Source organism: Brevundimonas sp. CURTG3B2_SDJG (genome assembly GCF_057364705.1).
Window position 1 is genome coordinate 1 of record NZ_JBNFOJ010000017.1, and the last position, 19,832, is coordinate 19,832.

A 19,832-nucleotide genomic window follows, 5' to 3' on the forward strand; every position below is an offset into this window, starting at 1 on the left:
CGTCCCCCGGCCCCCGGCCTGGACAGGCCCGTCGCCAGCCTGTTCTCGGGCGGCCTGCGCTATCAGCAGCTGGCCGACGAGCGCGGCTCGGTGGTCGCGCTGGCCGACGCCTCGGGCGGCTCGGCGGGGATCAACCGGTACGACGAGTACGGCGTGGCGGTCGCCTCGGACCGGTTCCAGTACACGGGCCAGGCCTATCTGGCGCCGGGCCTCTACCACTACCGCGCCCGGGCCTATGCGCCGCAGCTGGGCCGGTTCCTGCAGACGGACCCGATCGGGTACGCGGCCGGGGCGAACCTCTACGCCTATGTGGGCGGAGATCCGGTCAATCTGGCGGATCCGCTGGGCCTTCAGAGCCTATGCTGGTCCAACCACACTGAGAGAGACGGCAAGCGGACGAGCCCGGAGTATGGGTTTGGCTGTCGGTTTTTGATTCTGGGACTTTATATGGTGAGCTGGGCCTAGGATGGGGTCGAGGTCCTGGGGGCGGTGGCGGTTTAGGTGGAGGCGGCGGCGGCGGCGCAGCGACTGGTCCAGACCCCAGCCGACGTCATAATCTAAGCCGAGGGTGCGATGCATTGGAACGGACGAGTCGTCGGCCAGAAATATTAGGCGCAATGCGGCAAACTCAGGATCGTGCCCTTTTAAGTGGTAGGGAGGAAGGTTTCTGGGCTTCCATGGACAGTAGCGGGACGATTTTTATCCAGCCCTCCTATCCAAGCGATAGGCGCGCGGATGATATTGACCCATATCCAATCCCGGTCGGAAATTTTATTTTTAAAGCGTTTTATCACTACCACACTAGAGATGGTCTACCCACGCACGCAGATACCCAGTGGGCGAGAGGTGTACCTGGCAGAGCGGCTGTAAATGTCGTCACAATGACAGCTGATGGAGCTTTTTATCAATGTCCAAATCCTTGATTGTTATCGGAACGTTTTCTATAATCGTTCTGATAGTTATGTCGGGTTTTGTTCTCGACGCCATCATCGAAGATCAGCCATACCGAACCAACCTAATTGAAATCGTTGAAAGCGATGTCGCTAATATTTCAAGGCCGGCTATATATCAGATATTTTCTATAATCGTTACATTATTTTTCGCATCTCTGCCTAAGTTTGACAAAGTTTATTGTCAATAACGTCTCTTTGGGTGGGAGGTGCTATTTTTGTATTGTTCATTGGCAGAGATATATTCTCTATAATTGAGTCTAAGTCAGATATCAGAAATATAGAAATTTTGTCTCCCTATTATGGGTCGTTGTGGTTTAGTAATGTTCTACTTTTATCTCATGCCGCGGTATCGAGAATAATATATTGGAAAGCTATAAGATATTAGATCGTAAGGTAGGATGGCGTGATGCTCGACCTGGCCCTGGCCGAGATCGCCGCGGCCGAGCATGACCAAGTTGCCCTACGACAGCTCCTGCCCCGCCTGAGCGATCTTGCGGGACCCGACACGCCTCCCTTCGAGCGCCGCCGTCATGCAAGGCTGATGAGGTCGGGTTGAGGGCCGCCGTGCGCATTCAGCGCAGGACAGCCTTGACCCGCCGCCGTCACGGCAGACTTCCGCCAACTTCAAAGCGCCTGTTCTACGACAAGGCTGGCAATCCTTGCGCCGGTCAGCGTGGACTGCGGCGCAAACGGCCGGAGAGGGCCGCTACTGTACTTCGGCATCGAAGTGGACGACGTCGCAGCCTCGTCCAGGGCGGCCCGATCCTCAGGCGCCGTAAGCGTCCGCTTTCTGCTTCGGCGCGAATGTCCGCTTCTGGCGCGTCTCCGACGGTCAGTCCGATATATTGGCCGGGGAACGCCAATCTCTCTCTGCTCGCTCCATTAAAACCGAGCGGCCAACGTCACCCGGAAGCTCTGGAACGCGAGCTCGTCCGCCATCCGCCTCTGGTCGGTTCCCTGCGGGTTGACGATCAGGAACGGGTTGGTCGCCGGCGCCGTGCCGGGGCCGGTGCGGACCGTCAGGCCGTCGCCGGCGTCCAAGTTGGTGTAGAGGTACTCCACGCCGAGGGTGAGCCGATCCGTCAGCCAGGTCTCGACGCCAGCGCCGAGCTGGTAGCCGGTGGCGTCGTCCTCCGATGTCAGGGGCGTGAAGCTGTTGGCGGTGTTGGTGGTGGAGAAGCTGTCCGTCACCTTGGCGGTCGCGACCCCGCCGGTGGCGTAGACCAGCGCCCGGCCCCAGGTGCGGCCGCCGCGCAGGCGGGCGGCGAAAAGCCCGTCGTTCAGTTCGCGTTGGAACTGATAGGCGGCGGGCGTGATGCTGAAGGCGGTCGCGTAGTCCTGGACATCGACGGACGCCGCCTCGACGACGACGCCATAGACCCAGGGACCGGTCTGGAAGTCCCAGCCGGCGCGCAGCGCGAAATCGCCGCCGACATCGTCCTCGTCGATACAGCCGCTCGCGAAATTGTTGCTGCGCGCTCGGCCTCCGCAAAACCCGCCCGGATTGGCCGTCGTGGGGCCGAAGGCGTCGACCATGGCGGCGTTGCGCACCGTGTCGTTGAAGGCGCCGTCCAGGTTGGTGTCGAAGACGACCCGTTCGCCCTCGTCGTCATCCACCATGCGCCGCCGATGGATGCGCCGATGTAGGGGCCGCGCCAGTCCTGCGCGGCGGCGGGGCTGGCGATGACCAGGATCGTTCCGACCATGGTGGCGATGTCAAAGGTTCGCATGGCTGTCCTCCGTCAGCCCCCGGCGGGCTGCTCCGGAGACAGGTACGGAGCGACATCGCTCTCGGATGCAGGGGTCCTTCCGACCCCCGCATCAGCGCTCCGAAGGCGCGAGCGCCGCTGTCGGCAGGCCCAGCTCGCCCATCCTCCTCCGCAGCCTTCCGACTTCGCCCGCCGTCATCGTGGGGCTTCGGGACAGCAGGGCGGGGAACTCGCCATCCGCCGTGGTGGCGATCATCCAGCTGTAGTCGTCGGCGTGATCGATCACCCAGTAGCGCTGACGGATCAGGCCGCCGAAGAAACTGGCCTCGAACTTGGTGTTCTGGGGCGGGTTCAGCACCCGCGCCGTGGTGTCGAAGGTCTGGATCCGACCGGTGCGTGATCCGCGATGGCAGGTCTGGCGGATGGAGAACCGGCCATCCTCGCGCCGGGACCAGACCTGGCTGGCCGCCCAGCAGTTGCGCTGATGGTTGTTGGGCGTGCGCAGGATTTCGTACCAGCGCCCCATGAAGCGATCGAGGTCGACTGAACGGACAGGTTCGGGCGCCGCCCAGGCCGAGGTCGGGATCAGGATGAGAACGGCGGCGACAAGGGCGAGGACTCTAGGCGACACGGGCGGGGTCTCCATGAACAGGGCAGCCCGTCGAACGGCGGACGACGGTGACGGGATGAACGGGCGCCGCCGGGCGCCGACGGAGGCGTAAGCCCTTCAGCACCAGCTTCAGCGCCTCCCAGTGGATGCCGGCGACCACCTTCACCGTCAGCAGAGGATGAGAGGCCCAGGCGGCCAACAGACGGGCGTCGGTCAACGGCGCCCATCGTCCGACGAAGGCGGCGGTCATCATCGACCCCTCGCCGTCGTCGACATCGATGAACAGACGCGTCGTCTTCCCCGGCGGCCGGACCCGGAAGCGATAGGTCAGGTCCATGTCCATGAACGGCGACACGTAGAACCGTTTGCCGACAGTCTGGCGTACGACTGTCCCGTCCGGATCGTCGACAGGGATCAGGTAGCTGTGTCTCTCGCCGAAGGTATTGGAGACTTCGTACAGGGTGGCCGCCAGGGCGCCGTCCGCGCGGTGGCAGAAATAGACGCTGATCGGATTGAAGGCGTGGCCCAGCACGCGCGGCATGGTCAGGAGACGGATCGGTCCGTCGGCGGGCAGGCCGGCGGCGCGCAGGCGCTCCCGAACCTGTCTTGGCAGGGGACGGCCGCTTCCATCGCCGTGGTCGGTCTCGCGGAAACTCATGAGCCCGAACCGACCGCCGGACAGCCAGCGCCGCGCGGCCAGGAGCGCCGGCGCCTGGTCCAGGTCGATCAGGAGCATGAAGATGCGATAGCGCAGCGCATGTCGGACCGGCCGATGGCGCACATGGGCGACCACGCCGCTGTAGAGGCCGAACGCCGGATGTTGGGCCGAGGCTTCCATCAGGCCGCTTCCGCCAGGATGGGCCGGGAGTTCAGGACGATGCGGCCGCTTTCGTCGGCGACCGTCCAGGGCCGCCGCACGCCGCCCAGCTGCTCGGCGACGGCCAGACCGGCCTGCAGGCCGTCCTCGTGGAAACCGGAGCCGAACCAGGCGCCGCAGAACCAGACGTTCCCGCCGCCCTGCAGCGACCAGAGTTGCTGTTGCGCCGCCAGACCCGCGGCGTTGAACACCGGGTGCTCGTAGTCGAACTCGGCCAAGATCAGATCCGACCGGGGTTCGTGCAGAGGGTTCAGCGTCACCATCAAGGGCGCGCCGGGCAACGACTGCAGCTGGTTCATCCAGTAGGTCACGCCGCCCGCCGACCGGTCGTCGCCCCGACGGCTGACATGGTTCCAGGCCGCCCAGGCGGCGCGGCGTCTGGGCATCTGGGCGACGTCGCGATGCAGGACCGCCCGGTTACGCTGATAGGGGAGCGCCCCCAGCAGGCGACGCTCTTCGGTCGAGGGCTGGGCGAGCAGACGCAGGGCCTGGTCGGCGTGGACCGCCAGGACCACGGCGTCGAAACGCTCGGGGCCGTCCGCCGCGAACACCGTCGCGCCCGCTTCATCGCGAACCATGCCCTCCACCGGACTGCCGGTGCGGACCTGGCCCCGGAAGGCCTGCTTCAGTCGAGAGACGTACGTCCGGCTGCCGCCGTCGACGGTGCGCCAGTTCGGCCGCATGTCCACCTCGAGAAGCCTGTGGTTGCGGTAGAAGCGGACGAAGGCCGCCGCCGGATAGTCCGCCATCTGCCGCGACGAGGCCGACCAGATCGCAGCCGCCTGCGGCAGCAGGTGGTGGTCCATGAACATCCGGCCGTAGCCGCCCTGGTTCAGGTATTCGCCCAACGAGATGCCGGAGGTTTCCAGCACCGGCAGGTCCAGGGGCGCGCGGCGGTGGAAGCGCTTCAGATCGGCCAGCATCGACCAGAACCGGGGACTGGTCAGATTGCGCTTCTGCGCGAACAGGCCCGCCGCGCCGTGGCTGGAGTATTCGAACGCGCCATCATCGACCGACACGGCGAACGACATATGCGCCGGCTTGGTGGGCGCGCCGAGGTGCGAAAGCAGGGCGGTCAAGTTGGGATAGTTGGGCTCGTTGTAGACGATGAAGCCCGTGTCGACGGCGATGTCGCCGGTCTCACCCGCCACGAGTACTGTGTTGGAATGGCCGCCCAGTCGCCCGTCGGCTTCGTAGAGGGTGACGTCGTGGGCCTGGGACAACAGCCAGGCGCAGGACAGGCCGGATATCCCCGCGCCGACGACGGCGATCCGGCGCGGCGGCTGTTGGCTGGACGGCATGGAGGCGGCTCCGCAGGAGGTCATCGCCGGGAGTTACGGACGTCCCGGCGATCCGGATGCGCATCCGTGGCTTCCGTTCACGCGTAGCTTTCAGCGAACGTCCCTCGGAGAGCCGAACCCATGATCCTGTTGGCCGTCGCCCTCGCCGCCGCCGGGCTGATGACCCTGGCCTGGGTCGTGGTGCGCGTGACCGGAAGCGGCGGATGGACGGACGTCTTCTGGACGGGGTCCGTCGGATTGCTGGCGGCCTGGGCGGCGCCCCAGCCCTCGGACGGCGCGTCGCCGGTCCGGCAGGCGATCGTCGCGGCCCTGGTCGCCCTCTGGGCGATCCGGCTCGGCGGCTACATTCTGGCGCGGACCTGGCGAAGCGGACACGTCGATCCGCGCTACGAGACGCTGAAGCGCTCATGGGGCGGATGGGGCTGGAAGGCTTGGGACTTCTTGATGATCCAGGCCGCCACGGTCGTGGTTCTCGTGATCGCTGTTCGCGCCGCGGCCGCGCGCCCCGACCCGACCGTCGGCTGGCGCGAAGGGCTGGGGGCCGCCATCGTCCTGGCCGCCGTCGCGGGCGAGCATCTGGCGGACCGGCAGATGGCGGCGTTCCGCCGGAACCCGGCCAATGCGAACCAGGTCGCGGAGGTCGGCCTGTGGGCCTGGTCGCGCCACCCGAACTACTTCTTCGAATGGCTGGGCTGGCTGGCCTATCCGGTCGTCGCCCTGCAGCTCGACTATCCCGGCGGCTGGCTGTCGCTGCTGGCCCCGGCGCTGATGTGGTGGCTGCTTAATCACGTCAGCGGCGTCCCCCCGCTGGAAGCGCAGATGCTCAAGAGCCGTCCGGACGCCTATCGCGCCTACCAGGCCCGGGTGTCGCGCTTTTTTCCCCGCCCGCCGCGTCCCATTGCGTGAAAGCGAGACCTTCATGTCCCTGACCGCCCTGATCCGCTCGCTCCAGGACGCCCCCGCGCCGGACTGCGTCACCCGCCCCGCCATAGCGAGAATGGTCGCCGGCGCGCGCGCGCCTGGCGACGGAGACGACCTCCGATCATGGCTTCGCCCGCGAGATGGCGGCGCGGGCGATCGCGGAACACACGGACGCCGCCAACAGCCAGCACTACGAACTGCCGGCGGAGTTCTTCCGCATCTGCCTGGGGCCACGCCTGAAATACTCCTGCTGCCTGTATCCCACGGGCGCCGAGACCCTGGCCGAGGCCGAGGACGCCGCGTTAGCCGAAACCTGCGCCCACGCGGGCCTGGGCGACGGCCAGTCGGTTCTGGAACTGGGCTGCGGCTGGGGCTCGCTGTCGCTCTGGATGGCCGAGCGCTATCCAGGGTCGTCGATCACGGCTGTGTCGAACTCCAACGGCCAGCGCCTCTTCATCGAGGATCAGGCCCGGGCGCGCGAATTGAAGAACCTGACCATCCTGACCCGCGACATGAACGCCTTCGAGACCGTGGAACGGTTCGATCGCATCGTCTCGGTCGAGATGTTCGAACACATGGCCAATTGGCGCGCGCTGCTGACCCGGGCCCGAACCTGGCTGAAGCCCGACGGCGAGCTGTTCATCCACGTCTTCAGCCACCGCGCCACGCCTTACCGGTTCGACGTGGCGGACGCGTCGGACTTCATCGCCCAGCATTTCTTCACCGGCGGCGTCATGCCCAGCCACGGCCTGATGCGCCAATTCACCGACCTGTTCGAAATCCAGCAGGAATGGCGATGGAACGGCCTGCATTACCGCCGGACGGCCCTCGACTGGCTGGCCAACATGGACGCGGAGCCGCAGGCGGTGGATCGCATCATGCGCGCGACCTACGGCCGGGACGCGCGGCTGTGGACCCGGCGCTGGCGGCGCTTCTATCTTGCGACCGCCGGGCTGTTCGGGGACAACGGCGGCGAGGAATGGGGCGTCAGCCATTATCGCCTGAAGCCGGTCGGGGGACGCTGAGATGCGCTACGCGATGGCCTATGTCGGAGCCGCCGTGACGATGGGCGTGCTCGACGGCCTGTGGCTGACGATCATGGGCGGCCGCCTGTATCGTCCGGTGATCGGTTCGATCATGGCGGACAAGCCCGACCCGGTCGCGGCCGGCGCCTTCTATCTGATCTATGTCTTCGGCGTCGTCTTCCTGGCGGTCCTCCCAGGGCTGCGGGAGAATTCGCTCGGCCGCACCCTGACGGCCGGCGCGGTCCTGGGTCTGGTCGCCTATGCGACCTACGACCTGACCAATCAGGCGACGCTCAAGGTCTGGGCGACGCATCTGACCCTGATCGATCTGGCGTGGGGAACCTTCGTGACGGCGGCGGCGGCCCTGGGCGGCCACCTGCTGGCCCGCCGGTTCGGCTGACCTCGTCCGTCGGGGGCGCGTTGCGCCGGCCGGGGACCTATGCCAGCGTCCGGACGTGTCCGCATCCGCCCCGCCTTCGATCGCCGACCAGAGGCGAACAGAGCTGGCTTCCGCCCTCCGGCGGACGGCGTCCGGCGACCGCGCAGCGCTGGAGGAGATCTACCGGTCGACCTCCGGGAAACTATTGGGCGTGGTGCTCCGTATCTTGCCCGACCGGCAAGAGGCCGAGGACGTACTGCAGGACGTGTATCTCACCGTGTGGCGCAAGGCCGACATGTTCGACGTCGAACGGGCCAGCCCCATCACCTGGCTGGCGGCCTTGGCGCGCAACCGCGCCATCGACCGCATCCGGTCGCGCGGCGGGCGCAGTTTCGTGTCGGACGACGTCGTGGCCGAACAGCCGGACGCAGCGCCGCTGGCCAGCGAACAGCTTGAAGCCGGAGAGGACGCGGCTCGGCTCAAGGCCTGCCTTGAGCAGTTGGAACAGGAGCGGGCGGAGGTGGTGCGTCAGGCCTTCTTCGGAGGGCTGACCTACGAGACCCTCGCCCGACGCGCCGGCGTGCCCCTCGGGACGATGAAGAGCTGGATGCGCCGGTCGCTGCTGCGCCTGCGCGCCTGCCTGGGCGATGCCCATGTCTGACCAGCCGCTGGATCTCACCGCGGACGACGAGGCGGACCTGACGGCCGCCGAGTATGTCGTGGGCCTCCTGGACGGCGACGCTCACGCCGCCGCCGCCGCACGGGCCGACCGCGATCCGGCGTTCGCCGCGGCGGTCGTCGCATGGGAGAATCGGCTGACCCCTCTGGTCGACGGCGTGGCGCCCGTCGCGCCGTCCCCGAGAGTTTGGGCCGGAATCGTCCGAGGCCTGCCGAGGAATCGCGCTCAGCAAAGACCATGGTGGGATAGTCTCGCTCTCTGGCGCGCCGCCACAGCCGTGGCCACGGCCGCCGCCGTCGCGCTGGCCGTTGTGATGTTGACATCGGACCGCGCCGTCACGCCGCCCCCTGAGCGACCCGATGCGCTTCAGCCTCTACTGGCCAGCACCCGGATGCAGTCAGACACCGGCCGCGTCTTGTTCGTCATCACCCTGGACCAGGCGCGCAACCGCGTGATCGTCACGCCGGTCGATCCGGACGGCCAGCCCGGCCATTCACATGAGCTCTGGCTGTTGCCCAAGGAAGGCGCGCCCGTCTCGCTGGGCGTGATGCCCGACGACGCCAGCGCGGCCATGTCCGTGACCCTGCCGCTGAGCCCCGACGCTTCGCTGGCGATTTCGGTGGAGCCGGAGGGCGGGTCGCCGACCGGACTGCCGACCGGCCCGGTCGTCGCGCAGGGGCGTCTGACACCTCTTTGAACAGGTGCCTTCGGCCGTCCGCTGTCCAGATCATGCAGCCGCTGTCCGAATGAGGCGACGGACTTCCTGGCGAAGATCGGCGCGCGCCTTCCAAACGAGAAAGAAGGAAAAACTCAAAGAAATCAGAATATGTACGCTTCCGGACACAGGCGTAAGCAGCATTGCTCCGTGAATCTGTTCTGGTAGATGGCTTCGGATGACGGCTCGTTTGGCGGACATTCGTTTCTGGGAAGCCTGGGTTTGAGCGCGCGTTTGATGCTCCGTACTGCAACGCGTCCCGACCATGACGCGGTCGACGCCGCCTTCTCTCGGTACGATCTGTCGACCCTGGCCGGCTACCGCCAGTTCCTCACCGCCCAGGCTCGCGTGTTTGGCGCCGTCGAGGCGAGCGTGGAGGCGGGGGGCGTCAGCCTTCTTGTCCAGGACTGGCCGCTCCGACGTCGCGCGGATCGGCTGTCGGCCGATCTGGAGCAACTCGGGATACGTCCGGGTCCTTCGGTGTCCGTTCCGCCGTTTTCGGACCCAGCCGCCATCCTGGGCGCCATCTATGTGCTGGAAGGCTCTCGTCTGGGCGGGACGCTGCTCAGCCGGGCTCTTCCGACCGGCGCGCCGGCCCGCTTTCTCTCCAGCGAAGACTACGGACCGCGCTGGCGGAACCTGGTTGAGTGCATAGACCGCCGCCTCACGAGTGCACCCGAGCTAGAGACCGCTGTGGCCGCGGCGCGATCCGTTTTTCAGGCGTTTCTCGCCGCCGCACAAGTCAGGACCGCCGCATGACTGACGCTCAATTCGCCGTCGACCTGACCAACTGCGACCGCGAACCAATCCATCTGCTCGGCGCGATCCAGCCGATCGGCTTGCTGGTCAGCCTGTCTCAGGACTGGGTGATCGAGCGGGCTTCGGCTAATCTCGAAACCTTCACCGGCGTGCCGGCTGGCAGAGCGATCGGGCGCACGATCGATGCGCTGTTCGAGCCCGAGGCGATCCATACCCTGCGCAACCGGGTGGCGATGCTGCGCGGCGCCGATGCGGTCGAACGCATCTTCCATCACCAACTCATCGAGGGCCGAGATCCCTTCGACATCGCCGTTCATGTGTCCGATGGACGGATCGTCGTCGAGGCCCAACCCTCCAGCGAGCCCAGCGGCGATGCGACCAACACGGTTCGTTCGATGATCGCTCGGTTGGATCAAACCGCCGATTTCCCGCGCTTCTTCAACGAAGGCGTTCGCCTGGTTCGCGCCCTGACCGGAATCGATCGGGTGATGATCTATCGTTTCGCCGAAGACGGCTCGGGAGAGGTGGTGGCCGAAGCCGCCAGGTCCGGGATCGGCAGCTTCAAAGGCCTGCACTACCCGGCCACGGACATCCCCCGGCAGGCGCGCGAACTCTACAAGCGTAACCTGTTGCGCATTATCAGCGACATCGAAGCTGAACCCGTCCCGGTCCTGCCGGCCCGCGACGGCGACGGCCGGCTTCTTGACCTTTCCCTGTCGGTTCTACGCAGCGTTTCGCCCATTCACATCGAATACCTGCGCAACATGGGTGTGCGGGCGTCCATGTCGATCTCCATTATCGTGGACGACAAGCTCTGGGGCCTGTTCGCCTGCCACCACTACAGCCCGATGGCGCCGACCTTCGAGCGTCGATCGGTGTGCGAACTCCTGGCTCAGATGTTCTCGATGCGGCTCGAGAGCCGCGAGCGCAAGGAACTGGTCGAGTTCGAGCGCCGGGCTCGCGATATCGCCGATCAGCTGCTGGGCGCGGTGGCCTCTGACGACACCCTGTTGAACGATCCCGACTGGCTGAGCGAGATCCTGACCAGCGCCATTCCCGCCGACGGGGTTGGGGTCTGGATCAACGGCAGCCACGCGTTCTCCGGCTCGACTCCCGACGCCGCGACCTTCAAGCGGATCGTCGCGGAACTGACGGACATCAGCCCCGACAGGGTCTATTCGACCGACCATATCGCCAGCCTGATCCCCGACACCGACACGATCGCCCCGGCGGCGGCCGGACTGCTGGCCATTCCCATCTCGCGAGCGGCGCCCAATTTCGTCATCCTGTTCCGTCAGGAGCTCATCCGCTCCGTCAGCTGGGGCGGAGATCCGCACAAGCCTGTCGAATACGGCCCCAACGGCCCGCGCCTGACCCCGCGCGAAAGTTTTGCAGAGTGGAGAGAGACGGTCGAAGGGCGCGCCCGGGCTTTCACTCCTTCGGAACTGCGCGTGGCTGAAACGCTGCGCGCCACGCTGATCGAGGTGGTGCTTCGCATGGCCGACGAGGCCACGATGCAACGCCAGCAGGCCAATGAACGCCAGGAACTGCTGATCGCCGAGCTCAATCATCGGGTGCGCAACATCCTGGGCGTGATCCGGGGCCTGATTCGCCAGTCCAAGCCGCACGACGATTCCATCGAAAGCTTCGTCAAGCTGGTCGACGGCCGGATCCACGCCCTGGCGCGCGCGCACAACCAGATCACCGATGATCACTGGGACCGGCCCCGCTCCAGGCTCTGATCGACGCCGAAGCCGCCGCCTTTCTCGCCGATCGACCAGACCGGATCCGTCCAGCGGCGGACATGTCCTTTTGAACCCTCAAGCCTATTCGACCATGGCTCTGGTGGTGCACGAGCTGGTCACAAACTCCGCCAAATACGGCAGCCTTTCCGACGGTGGGACCGTCGACATCGACTGGCGGTCCAATAGTGACGGCGATCTTCTCGTCGAATGGCGCGAGAAGGGCGGCCCTCCGGTCAAGCCGCCATCTCGCAAGGGGTTCGGCTCGACCATCATCGACCGCTCGGTGCCCTACGACCTCGGGGGCGAGGCCGGTATCGAGTACGCGCCCGAGGGCGTCGTCGCTCGCCTGCGGATACCGGCTCGTCACGTCTCTGAAAGCGGCAAGGACCGGACGCCCCAAATTCGTTTCCCCCGGCCGGCCATCGGCCATCCCACGCCGCCGCCTACCGCGGTCCTGGCTGGCCAACGCATGCTTCTAGTCGAGGACAGTTTGATCATCGCCCTGGACGCGGAGGACGTGTTGACCCGGCTCGGGGCCGAGACCGTCGTCACCGCCTCGTCGGTCGAGGCGGCGCTGGACGCTATCGCCCTTTCGCCCCCGACCCTGGCTATGCTGGACATCAATCTCGGCGACCGAACCAGTTACGTCGTCGCTGATCGGCTGACCGCCGCAGGCATCCCCTTCCTGTTCGCCTCGGGATACGGCGAGCAGTCCAAGCTTCCGGACGCTCACGTCGGCCGGGCCGTCCTGCAGAAGCCCTATACGCTCGAGAACGTGGCTCGAGCGCTGGATCTATTGCTGAGCTCCAACCCAGGCTGACTAACGGTTGGACGTCCGCTCGCCGCACCCTCGCGAATACCCTTTCCTGGCGCTGGAGAGCTTCAGCGAGCTTAATCTGACCTGCAACAGGGCGGCGACCTCAACGGAGGTTGGCGATGCGCCAGTCTGACCTGTTTATCCCACCCAGGCGCCCATGGAACGCGGGCCGTCTGATCGGCCCCAAGGCACCGCTCAAGCCGAAGCACATCTGGGCCATTCGCCAACAACTGAAGGTGCCTAAGCGAATTCGCGATCTCGCGATGTTCAACTGTGCTTTGGACTCAAAGTTGCGCGCCTGTGACCTCGTTCGACTCCGGGTGGGCGACCTTGCGCCCCCACGGCGCCCTGCGCCAGCGATCAGTCGTTGTCCAGCAGAAGACCGGGAGACCTGTGCCGTTCGAGATCACAGAGGCCACGCGTGATGCGATCGCCGCCTGGCTGCAGGCCCGTGGCCAGCGCGCAGACGACTGGCTGTTCCCGAGTCGGAGCCGGCCGGGTCAGCACATTGGCACTCGGCAATACGCCCGGCTCGTTGATCAATGGGTTCGGATGATCGACCTCGAACCGCAGGGTTACGGGACCCACAGCCTCCGGCGAACGAAGGTGTCTCTCATTTACAAGAAGACTGGCAACCTCCGGGCTTGCCAGCTCCTGTTGGGTCACAGGAAATTGGAGAGCACCATCCGATACCTCGGTATCGAGGTGGATGACGCCCTCGAAATATCAGAACAAATCGATCTATGACACACGACCGGGCTCGAGAATGGGCCCGGTCATCGTCCGCAGCGGGCCGGGAGCGGGCCCACGCCGCCGCCTGGCTGGCACGTCTGCTTTCAGGATCGGAGCCAATGTCTCCTGCTGGCGCAAAACGTTCTAACGCGATGACGATGTCAGATCAGCAGATACTCGACGATTTGATCTGGCGGGACTTTGAAGGGTTGCAGGACTCTATCCCGAAGCCCTCGATGAACGGCGGTCGATACGAGTTCGGGGCTGCTGACGTCGAAGAGGCAGTGAAGCTGGCCGACACCCTAAAGGCGCTCGGACGCTATCAGTACTTCAGGGGGCAGGCCGATGCCGGCTGGAGTATGACCTCTACCGTTTCGCGGTGCACGGCCGGCGGAAGGGCGGCGGAGCTCAAGAAATTGAAGGCGTTCTGGTCGTGGGTCCGAAACTCTCCGGAGATGGTCCCCTACCTCCAGTCCGACGATCAGGTTCTTGCAGCGGTCCAGCACCACGGCATTGCCGCTACGCACCTCATAGATTTGACCCGGGAGCCGGCAGTCGCCGGATGGTTCGCCACCGAGGATGTGGGCGCGGCTGAATATGGGGCGATCTATCTGCTCGACCATGATCGTCTGTCGAGCTTCTTCGAGGTAATGTCCGCCGGCAGGCTCCAGTTCCGGTTTCTTGAGATTGATGTCGCCAATCTTTGGCGCCTTCAAGCTCAGGCCGGGCTGTTCCTGGAAGGCAATGCGGATCTCGAAAGGTTCTGGCCTATCGACCGGATCGTTTTCCGGCAGACGGGCGCTCGTTCCCCGATCACTCGCGGCGAGATCTATCCGGCTCGGGAGAGCCATCTGGAGCAGATGATCCGCCTCCATGCGATGCTGGATGAGCGAAGCCGGCGGTTCGAGGCGCTTATCAACGACCCGGCATCGCCCCTCAGGGTCTACCATGTGCAGGCAGAGCCTGCTGCTGCGCCTGCCGAGAGTGCGCCGCTGAGCGAAACCTGGGCGGCCGGTCCCGATGAGAGATGGAATGCGGTGGATCTGTCGCAGGCTGACCTCACACTGGCTTTGAGTACGCTCGAGAGCGGCGGGAATGCCGTCGTCGATCTGATCGAGCGGCGCCGGCGTTGCACCGATCTTCTGAACGTCACGGTAGATGACGAGGTTGTGCCTGGCCGCTTCCAAGGTCTATTGGATGCGCTCTGGACTGGCATGCGGCCGTATCCCTACACCGCCCAGGAGATCGCCCAGGCAGTGTCCGCCTTGGCCCGCTTCGACGGCTTCTTCCGCCACTTTAGTCTCAATACCGGCAAGGGGACGTTCGAGCTTGCACAGGCTCATCTTGAGTCGCCCCTCGAGGTCGAGATGGGTCTGTTCGGGGGCGGCTCCACCCGATGCTGTGTCAGCGGTGCGCGTCTCCTTGCGGCCTTCACAGACGCTGGCCGTACAATGTTGCGCTTGCCCGAGAATGCGACCGTCGAACAGATGAAAGCCGCGCTCATCGTGGCTCAGGGCGTGCGGATGGGGCTTTTCGACGAGGAGCGCTTCAGGTGCCTTCTGGTCGATGAGATCATTCCCTGGCAGGTCCTCTCGAAACGCGATCCCACCATCTATGCCGCCAGCCAGATCGAGGTTCTTGGCGTCCCCTGATCCGCGGCGGCCGCCGACGGTTGATCACGCCACGATTGGCTGGATGTCTGGTTTCCGGCTCCGCCTGAATGTCCGCTCCTGGCGCAGGCGTGACGCAACGGGAGTGAGACACAGCAAGGCAGGGAGGCCATCTCTGGCTGGCCGTCGAGAGCCTCCCTGATGCTGCGGGTAGAGCGACCACGGGGACGCCTACGTCCAAGAACAGTGAGCTACAGACCCCTTGTGCATCCCAACTCGGACATGGCTTCGCGCGCTTGTTGCTGGAGCAGCATGTTGTCGGTAGTCGCGAGCTGCTGAGAGAGACGGACGCACTGCTCCGCCAAGGTGTCGCGATCTGAACGAGCAGGGCGGGCAGCGATCGCCTCCAGTTTCTCGATGCGCTGTTGCAGTTGCTTGTCTCTTTCCGCGTGTGCACCAGCTCCATAGAACCAGCCGGTGACAATGATGATCGCTGTGGCGACAGCACCAAGGATGCTGACCAATGCGGCGACGTTGGGCGCTAGCTTGAGCATAACGATGCGAACCATGCCTGCCGCCTGAGCGCAAGCATCTCACCCCAGTCGCTCTGTCGATGGACGCCGGGCTGCGCGTTGCGATCAGGCATCTACGGCCCTCGCGAGGAAGTCTACGAGCGTCGAGTTCGTGTATTGGCCCTCTTCCGCACCAGCTGAAAGGCCTTCCACCGTCGCTATCATTCCGCCGTCGAGTGCGCGTACGGTCACGCGGGGCGACGAGTTATACTCGTGCATTGGGCCGAAGGCGGCAAAGAACCGAAGGCCCCCTTGGCTCTCGGGATAGAACCGACTGTAAAGCATCTTCTGTCGGCGATGGACATTGAGAACCGGCGCATCGGATTCGTGTTCGACAACCTGTTCGATCATCATTTCGGTTCGGCCGGTGAACTGTTGCCAAGCCGTCAACCAAGCCTTGAACGTTAGCGATTCTGGCGTGCCTGTGGCCAAGGCAAGGAGAGCCTGCCCGAAATCTTCGGTAAGCGTGACGACAAATGGGCGGGCGATTGCACGGCGCTGATCGTACTCGATCTCTTCCTGCTGCTCCCTCGTGAGTGCCCGCGGTCCTAAGCTCATAGCTTGTGATGGTCTCCTTTCAATCAGCGCCTGAAGCATTTCGGCTAGACCGGCCAACGTGGGACGGGCATCCGTCCGGACGCTGCAGCATCTGCCGATGATGTACATCGCCTGGCTTACGTCGGCACTGTCCAGGCAGATGGAGGCCAAGTCGTACTCACGCAGGTACCACACTGGTCCCGGGAAGGTCGTTCCCGGCTCGCCGTTTATCATTGCCCAGAGCACCTTGCCGAGGCTGAAGACGTCACCTTTTTCGTCGATGGTCTCCACCCGTCCGCCGGAATACTCCGGCGGCCTGTATGCCCAAGCTCCCAGCGCCCGGTGATCAGGCGTAACCCGCTCGCCCTCTCCTAGGAAGGCGCAGCCGAAGTCGGCGAGATAGAGATTGTCCTCGCTGTCGAGATACAGAAGGTTAGTAGGCTTCAGGTCGCGGTGGTGAACCCGCGGGTCCTCAGATGCCAGAACTGCCAAGGTCTCGACGATTGGAAGGATCGCCGCCGCTGATTTCAGGGGGTTGCACTTAAATCGGTCGACGACCTTCTCAAGATTCCCTGTCATAAGATCCATAACGATCTCATCCGCGTTTTCCCGCGAGCGGACCGTCCGTATGGGGACGATCCTGAGGTCTTCGCGCTCGCGGAAGCGCTCCATGATCTGGCACTAGCTATCTCGATGATTATATTAGATCTGAATTCATCCAGGGTGTAATAGACAGAATACCCGTGCCAGATTCTTGCTAAATGGAGGATGATATAGAATATATTGTGTCAATAATCATCGGCTTATTGCTGATCGCATTTGGATGGTTTTTGCGTAAGCATCCAATGCAGGGGGCCGCTCCTGCAAATGCGTCAAGAATGGAGTGGCTGCTTGCCATTGGCATGGTTGCGGGAGGGCTGGCGTTCATCGCCGTCGTTACTCCAGTGTCGGTATTGAGGCCGGTAGATCAGCTGCGCTGGTCTCTTCCCTTTTTGGCCATTGGAGTCATTTGCGCCATTTTGCGGCGCCGCTGGTTTGGTCGTTGGTACTGATCCGCCGTCAATCTTGTTGGGGATAGGTTGTTCTGTCTGTGTCAGGTGCGCCCGCCGGCCGCCGGCCGTCAGACCCGCATCACCTGGCCGGACGCCTTCTACGCCCAGTACGACCACGACCTCTATGGCGCGGTGACCGCGATCCGCGAGAACGGGGCGACCTCCGGCGCCGGGGTGCTGGCGACCTACGCCTACAACGACCTGGGCCAGGCCACGGGGATCGTTCGAGGCAACGGGACGGCGACGTCGTACGGTTATGACGCGGCCTTCCGGATGACCGGCCTTGGCCACGACCTGGCCGGCTCGGCCCACGACGTGGCGTTCGGCTACGCCTGGAACCCGGCCGGCCAGATCGCCAGCCGGACCGTCAGCAATCCGGCCTATGTCCATGCGCCGGCCACCGGCTCGACGGCCTACGCCAACGACGGGCTGAACCGCGTGACCTCGGTCGGCGGGACCGCGGTGGGCTACGACGCCAACCAGAACATCAGCTCGGCCCTGGGCGCCAGCTACGGCTACGACGCCGCCAACCGGCTGACCTCGGCTGTGATCGGCGGGGCGGGCTATGGCTTCACCTACGACCCGGCCGGACGGCTGTTCGCCTCCACCGCCTCGGGCCAGCGGTTCCTCTACGCCGGCCAGCAGTTGATCGGGGAATACGACAGCGGCGGCGCCCTGCTGACCCGCCACGTCCCGGGCCCCGGCCTGGACAGGCCCGTGGCCAGCCTGTTCTCCGGCGGCCTGCGCTATCAGCAACTGGCCGACGAGCGCGGCTCGGTGATCGCGCTGGCCGACGCCTCGGGCGGCTCGGCGGGGATCAACCGGTACGACGAGTACGGCGTGCCGGTCGCCTCGGACCGATTCCAGTACACGGGCCAGGCCTATCTGGCGCCGGGCCTCTACCACTACCGCGCCCGGGCCTATGCGCCGCAGCTGGGCCGGTTCCTGCAGACGGACCCGATCGGGTACCAGGCGGGGGCGAACATCTACGCCTATGTGGGCGGGGATCCGATGAACCTAGTGGATCCGTGGGGGCTGCTCCCTCCTGTATGTCAGAATGGGGACATAGTTGGCTCCTGCGAAACAGAGGTTACCTCCAGGCGTGACTGGGACTTGTACAAGTTCCTATCCAACTTCAATCCCTTGGACCGTTGGTCGCTTTCGGTGTCGTTCAATATGGGCGGTGAGGACATCGCAGTGATCAACCAACCGCTTTGTCCGGCAGCGGCCGGGTCCAACAACGCCTTGGAGGTCGGCGGGGCCGCAGCGGGTGTGCAGCAGGCCAAATTTGCGGGTATCGGAGCGCGACGCAGCGGCGGGGGGCAAGGGACGGCGAACGGTATCGCTAGTGGTTACGGACGGGCCGCGATGGGGCTTTCCTTGATCAATGAAGGGTTTCGGACAAGCGAAAACGCCCGCGGTGGGATGAACCCGATTCAGAACTATGCGGGCGCTGCCGGTCGCCTTGGCGCTGCGGCAGCAGCAGGTGAGGTCGGTGCAATGGCCGGCTCGGCTTTCGGGCCTATCGGGGTTGTTGTCGTCGGGACGCTCGGAGTTGGGGCCGGTCTGATTGCAGGCGAACCCGCAGGCCGGGCCGCCGAGCGCCTGGCGGGCCGAGTGGTGGGATGTGACTAGCGCTGATAGAGGTGCTGAATGCGACACGTCATAGCCAGATACAGTCCCGCCAAATGTCGACAGAGGCTGGCTGCCCTGGCCTTGCCTGTAGGGGGGATGACTACGTTGGTGGGGGCGGGACTTTACTTCATCCCATCCGCTCTTGAAATAAACCCGGCTCGTCTTCCCATCGTATTGGTCTTCGTGGCGGGGGTGGTTTCGGTAGCCGTCTGGTGGACTCCGTTTGTCACAAACCTGATTTTTGGGTCTCTGTTCGCAGCGGACCATGTTTGGGTAGAGGGTGATCACCTGTTCGTAGGCCAGCCCTTCACGCGCGAAAGGCGACGATCGGAAATTCAGAACGTTGTTGTTCAGATCGCCGAGGGCGACATCTTCGAAGAGGTGATCAAGATCGAACTGGCGAAGGAACGGTCCCTATCGTTCATTGCCGACTTTTCTGAACTGAGCGCTGACGCTTTGGTTGAGGAGTTGAAGCGCTTCAGGAATTCACAGACTTAATTCTGGGCATCACGAGGTTATAGGGTGATGACAAGGCCGGGCGGGGGTTTCACCCTCGCCCGGCCTTTCCTATTTCCAGCCCATGACGACCGATCCCCGCGCCTACGACTTGACCCCGCCCACCGACGAAGAGCGCGCCCGGCTGGAGGCGGCCCTGTCGCCCGAGGAGAAGCGGGTGCTGCTGGCGCACGGGACCGAGGCGCCGTTCTGCGGGACCCTGCTGGGCGAGACGCGCGCCGGGGTGTTCGCCTGCCGCGAATGCGGCCTGCCCCTGTTCCGCAGCGCCACCAAGTTCGAGAGCGGGACCGGCTGGCCCAGCTTCACCCAGCCCGTGGCCGAAGAGAACGTGAAGGCGGTGCGCGACGACAGCTACGGCATGGTGCGGGTCGAGACCCGCTGCGCCCGCTGCGACAGCCACCAGGGCCACGTCTTCCCCGACGGCCCGGGGCCGACGGGGCTGCGCTACTGCATCAACTCGGTGGCGCTGGCGTTCGTGCCCGAGGGGGAGCCGCTGCCGGACCCCTTGGGGCGCGGCGACGGGACAGCCTGACCTTGGCCGCAATTGGGGCTAAGGGTGTGAGCGTACGGGAGTAGGACGATGCTGGAGCTGCTTTGTCGCCGTCGCCCTGAGCGCGACCGGTCCGGACGATCCGGACGGCGTGGTCGCCACGGCGCCGGCCACCCCGGTTGCGCTGGACGCCGCCCG

The 19,832-nt window shown here is 64.9% G+C and carries 20 protein-coding genes and 2 pseudogenes; 16 read left to right on the top strand and 6 right to left on the bottom strand.

What is annotated here, in order from left to right; genetic code table 11:
• Both AC2W7C_RS01990 and AC2W7C_RS01995 read left to right on the top strand, forming a co-directional pair.
• The coding region (locus AC2W7C_RS01990; protein WP_485999936.1) for an RHS repeat-associated core domain-containing protein at positions 1–465 on the top strand (465 nt) is incomplete at its 5' end.
• Positions 466–1,359: 894 nt separating this feature from the next.
• On the top strand, positions 1,360–1,509 hold the full coding sequence (locus tag AC2W7C_RS01995; RefSeq protein ID WP_485999937.1) for a hypothetical protein: 150 nt from the start codon (positions 1,360–1,362) through the stop codon (positions 1,507–1,509).
• A gap of 326 nt (positions 1,510–1,835) precedes the next feature.
• Here AC2W7C_RS01995 and AC2W7C_RS02000 read toward each other — a convergent pair whose 3' ends face one another.
• The 4 genes from AC2W7C_RS02000 to AC2W7C_RS02015 form a co-directional block, all read right to left on the bottom strand.
• Positions 1,836–2,573 (bottom strand): outer membrane protein, encoded by a 738-nt coding sequence (locus tag AC2W7C_RS02000; RefSeq protein ID WP_485999938.1) that lies wholly within the window; start codon positions 2,571–2,573, stop codon positions 1,836–1,838.
• Between the two features lie 201 nt (positions 2,574–2,774).
• A complete protein-coding gene (locus tag AC2W7C_RS02005; protein ID WP_485999939.1) occupies positions 2,775–3,293 on the bottom strand; it encodes a lipocalin family protein in 519 nt (172 codons plus the stop codon).
• Entirely contained in the window at positions 3,283–4,110 is an 828-nt protein-coding gene (locus AC2W7C_RS02010) for a DUF1365 domain-containing protein (RefSeq protein WP_485999940.1), read from the bottom strand. Before AC2W7C_RS02010 ends, AC2W7C_RS02005 begins: the two co-directional genes overlap by 11 nt.
• Entirely contained in the window at positions 4,110–5,450 is a 1,341-nt protein-coding gene (locus AC2W7C_RS02015) for an NAD(P)/FAD-dependent oxidoreductase (RefSeq protein ID WP_485999941.1), read from the bottom strand. Before AC2W7C_RS02015 ends, AC2W7C_RS02010 begins: the two co-directional genes overlap by 1 nt.
• 120 nt (positions 5,451–5,570) lie before the next feature.
• Between AC2W7C_RS02015 and AC2W7C_RS02020 the strand changes: the two genes are divergently transcribed.
• The 10 genes and pseudogenes from AC2W7C_RS02020 (at position 5,571) to AC2W7C_RS02065 (ending at position 14,874) form a co-directional block, all read left to right on the top strand.
• Complete coding sequence (locus tag AC2W7C_RS02020) at positions 5,571–6,356, top strand: DUF1295 domain-containing protein (protein ID WP_485999942.1); 786 nt, start codon at positions 5,571–5,573, stop codon at positions 6,354–6,356.
• A 13-nt stretch (positions 6,357–6,369) separates the two neighbouring features.
• Positions 6,370–7,396 (top strand): annotated as a pseudogene (locus AC2W7C_RS02025) (SAM-dependent methyltransferase).
• A 1-nt stretch (position 7,397) separates the two neighbouring features.
• Positions 7,398–7,796, top strand: a complete 399-nt coding sequence (locus AC2W7C_RS02030; RefSeq protein ID WP_485999943.1) for a DUF2177 family protein — start codon at positions 7,398–7,400, stop codon at positions 7,794–7,796.
• Positions 7,797–7,851: 55 nt separating this feature from the next.
• Positions 7,852–8,436, top strand: coding sequence for a sigma-70 family RNA polymerase sigma factor (locus AC2W7C_RS02035; RefSeq protein ID WP_485999944.1), 585 nt, complete (start codon positions 7,852–7,854; stop codon positions 8,434–8,436).
• Complete coding sequence (locus AC2W7C_RS02040) at positions 8,429–9,151, top strand: anti-sigma factor (protein WP_485999945.1); 723 nt, start codon at positions 8,429–8,431, stop codon at positions 9,149–9,151. The genes AC2W7C_RS02035 and AC2W7C_RS02040 overlap by 8 nt, the downstream gene beginning before the upstream one ends.
• A 186-nt stretch (positions 9,152–9,337) precedes the next feature.
• Positions 9,338–9,928 carry a biliverdin-producing heme oxygenase gene (locus tag AC2W7C_RS02045; RefSeq protein ID WP_485999946.1) on the top strand — a complete coding sequence of 197 codons (591 nt, stop codon included), beginning with the start codon at positions 9,338–9,340 and terminating at the stop codon, positions 9,926–9,928.
• Complete coding sequence (locus AC2W7C_RS02050; protein ID WP_485999947.1) at positions 9,817–11,670, top strand: GAF domain-containing protein; 1,854 nt, start codon at positions 9,817–9,819, stop codon at positions 11,668–11,670. The genes AC2W7C_RS02045 and AC2W7C_RS02050 overlap by 112 nt, the downstream gene beginning before the upstream one ends.
• 70 nt (positions 11,671–11,740) lie before the next feature.
• Positions 11,741–12,493, top strand: coding sequence for a response regulator (locus tag AC2W7C_RS02055; RefSeq protein ID WP_485999948.1), 753 nt, complete (start codon positions 11,741–11,743; stop codon positions 12,491–12,493).
• Between the two features lie 116 nt (positions 12,494–12,609).
• Positions 12,610–13,237, top strand: a pseudogene (locus AC2W7C_RS02060) (site-specific integrase).
• Between the two features lie 104 nt (positions 13,238–13,341).
• Positions 13,342–14,874, top strand: a complete 1,533-nt coding sequence (locus AC2W7C_RS02065; RefSeq protein ID WP_485999949.1) for an FRG domain-containing protein — start codon at positions 13,342–13,344, stop codon at positions 14,872–14,874.
• Between the two features lie 209 nt (positions 14,875–15,083).
• Here AC2W7C_RS02065 and AC2W7C_RS02070 read toward each other — a convergent pair whose 3' ends face one another.
• Entirely contained in the window at positions 15,084–15,401 is a 318-nt protein-coding gene (locus AC2W7C_RS02070) for a hypothetical protein (RefSeq protein WP_485999950.1), read from the bottom strand.
• Positions 15,402–15,470: 69 nt separating this feature from the next.
• Positions 15,471–16,613, bottom strand: coding sequence for a protein kinase domain-containing protein (locus AC2W7C_RS02075; RefSeq protein WP_485999951.1), 1,143 nt, complete (start codon positions 16,611–16,613; stop codon positions 15,471–15,473).
• Between the two features lie 113 nt (positions 16,614–16,726).
• Here AC2W7C_RS02075 and AC2W7C_RS02080 point away from each other — a divergent pair, with 113 nt between their 5' ends.
• The 4 genes from AC2W7C_RS02080 (at position 16,727) to msrB (ending at position 19,676) form a co-directional block, all read left to right on the top strand.
• Positions 16,727–16,993 (top strand): hypothetical protein, encoded by a 267-nt coding sequence (locus tag AC2W7C_RS02080; protein WP_485999952.1) that lies wholly within the window; start codon positions 16,727–16,729, stop codon positions 16,991–16,993.
• A gap of 45 nt (positions 16,994–17,038) precedes the next feature.
• Positions 17,039–18,628 (top strand): RHS repeat domain-containing protein, encoded by a 1,590-nt coding sequence (locus AC2W7C_RS02085; RefSeq protein WP_485999953.1) that lies wholly within the window; start codon positions 17,039–17,041, stop codon positions 18,626–18,628.
• Positions 18,629–18,724: 96 nt separating this feature from the next.
• Entirely contained in the window at positions 18,725–19,126 is a 402-nt protein-coding gene (locus AC2W7C_RS02090) for a hypothetical protein (RefSeq protein WP_485999954.1), read from the top strand.
• Positions 19,127–19,208: 82 nt separating this feature from the next.
• Positions 19,209–19,676: a peptide-methionine (R)-S-oxide reductase MsrB gene (gene msrB / locus AC2W7C_RS02095; RefSeq protein ID WP_485999955.1), complete on the top strand. Its 468-nt coding sequence runs from the start codon at positions 19,209–19,211 to the stop codon at positions 19,674–19,676.
• The last annotated feature ends 156 nt before the right edge of the window (positions 19,677–19,832 follow it).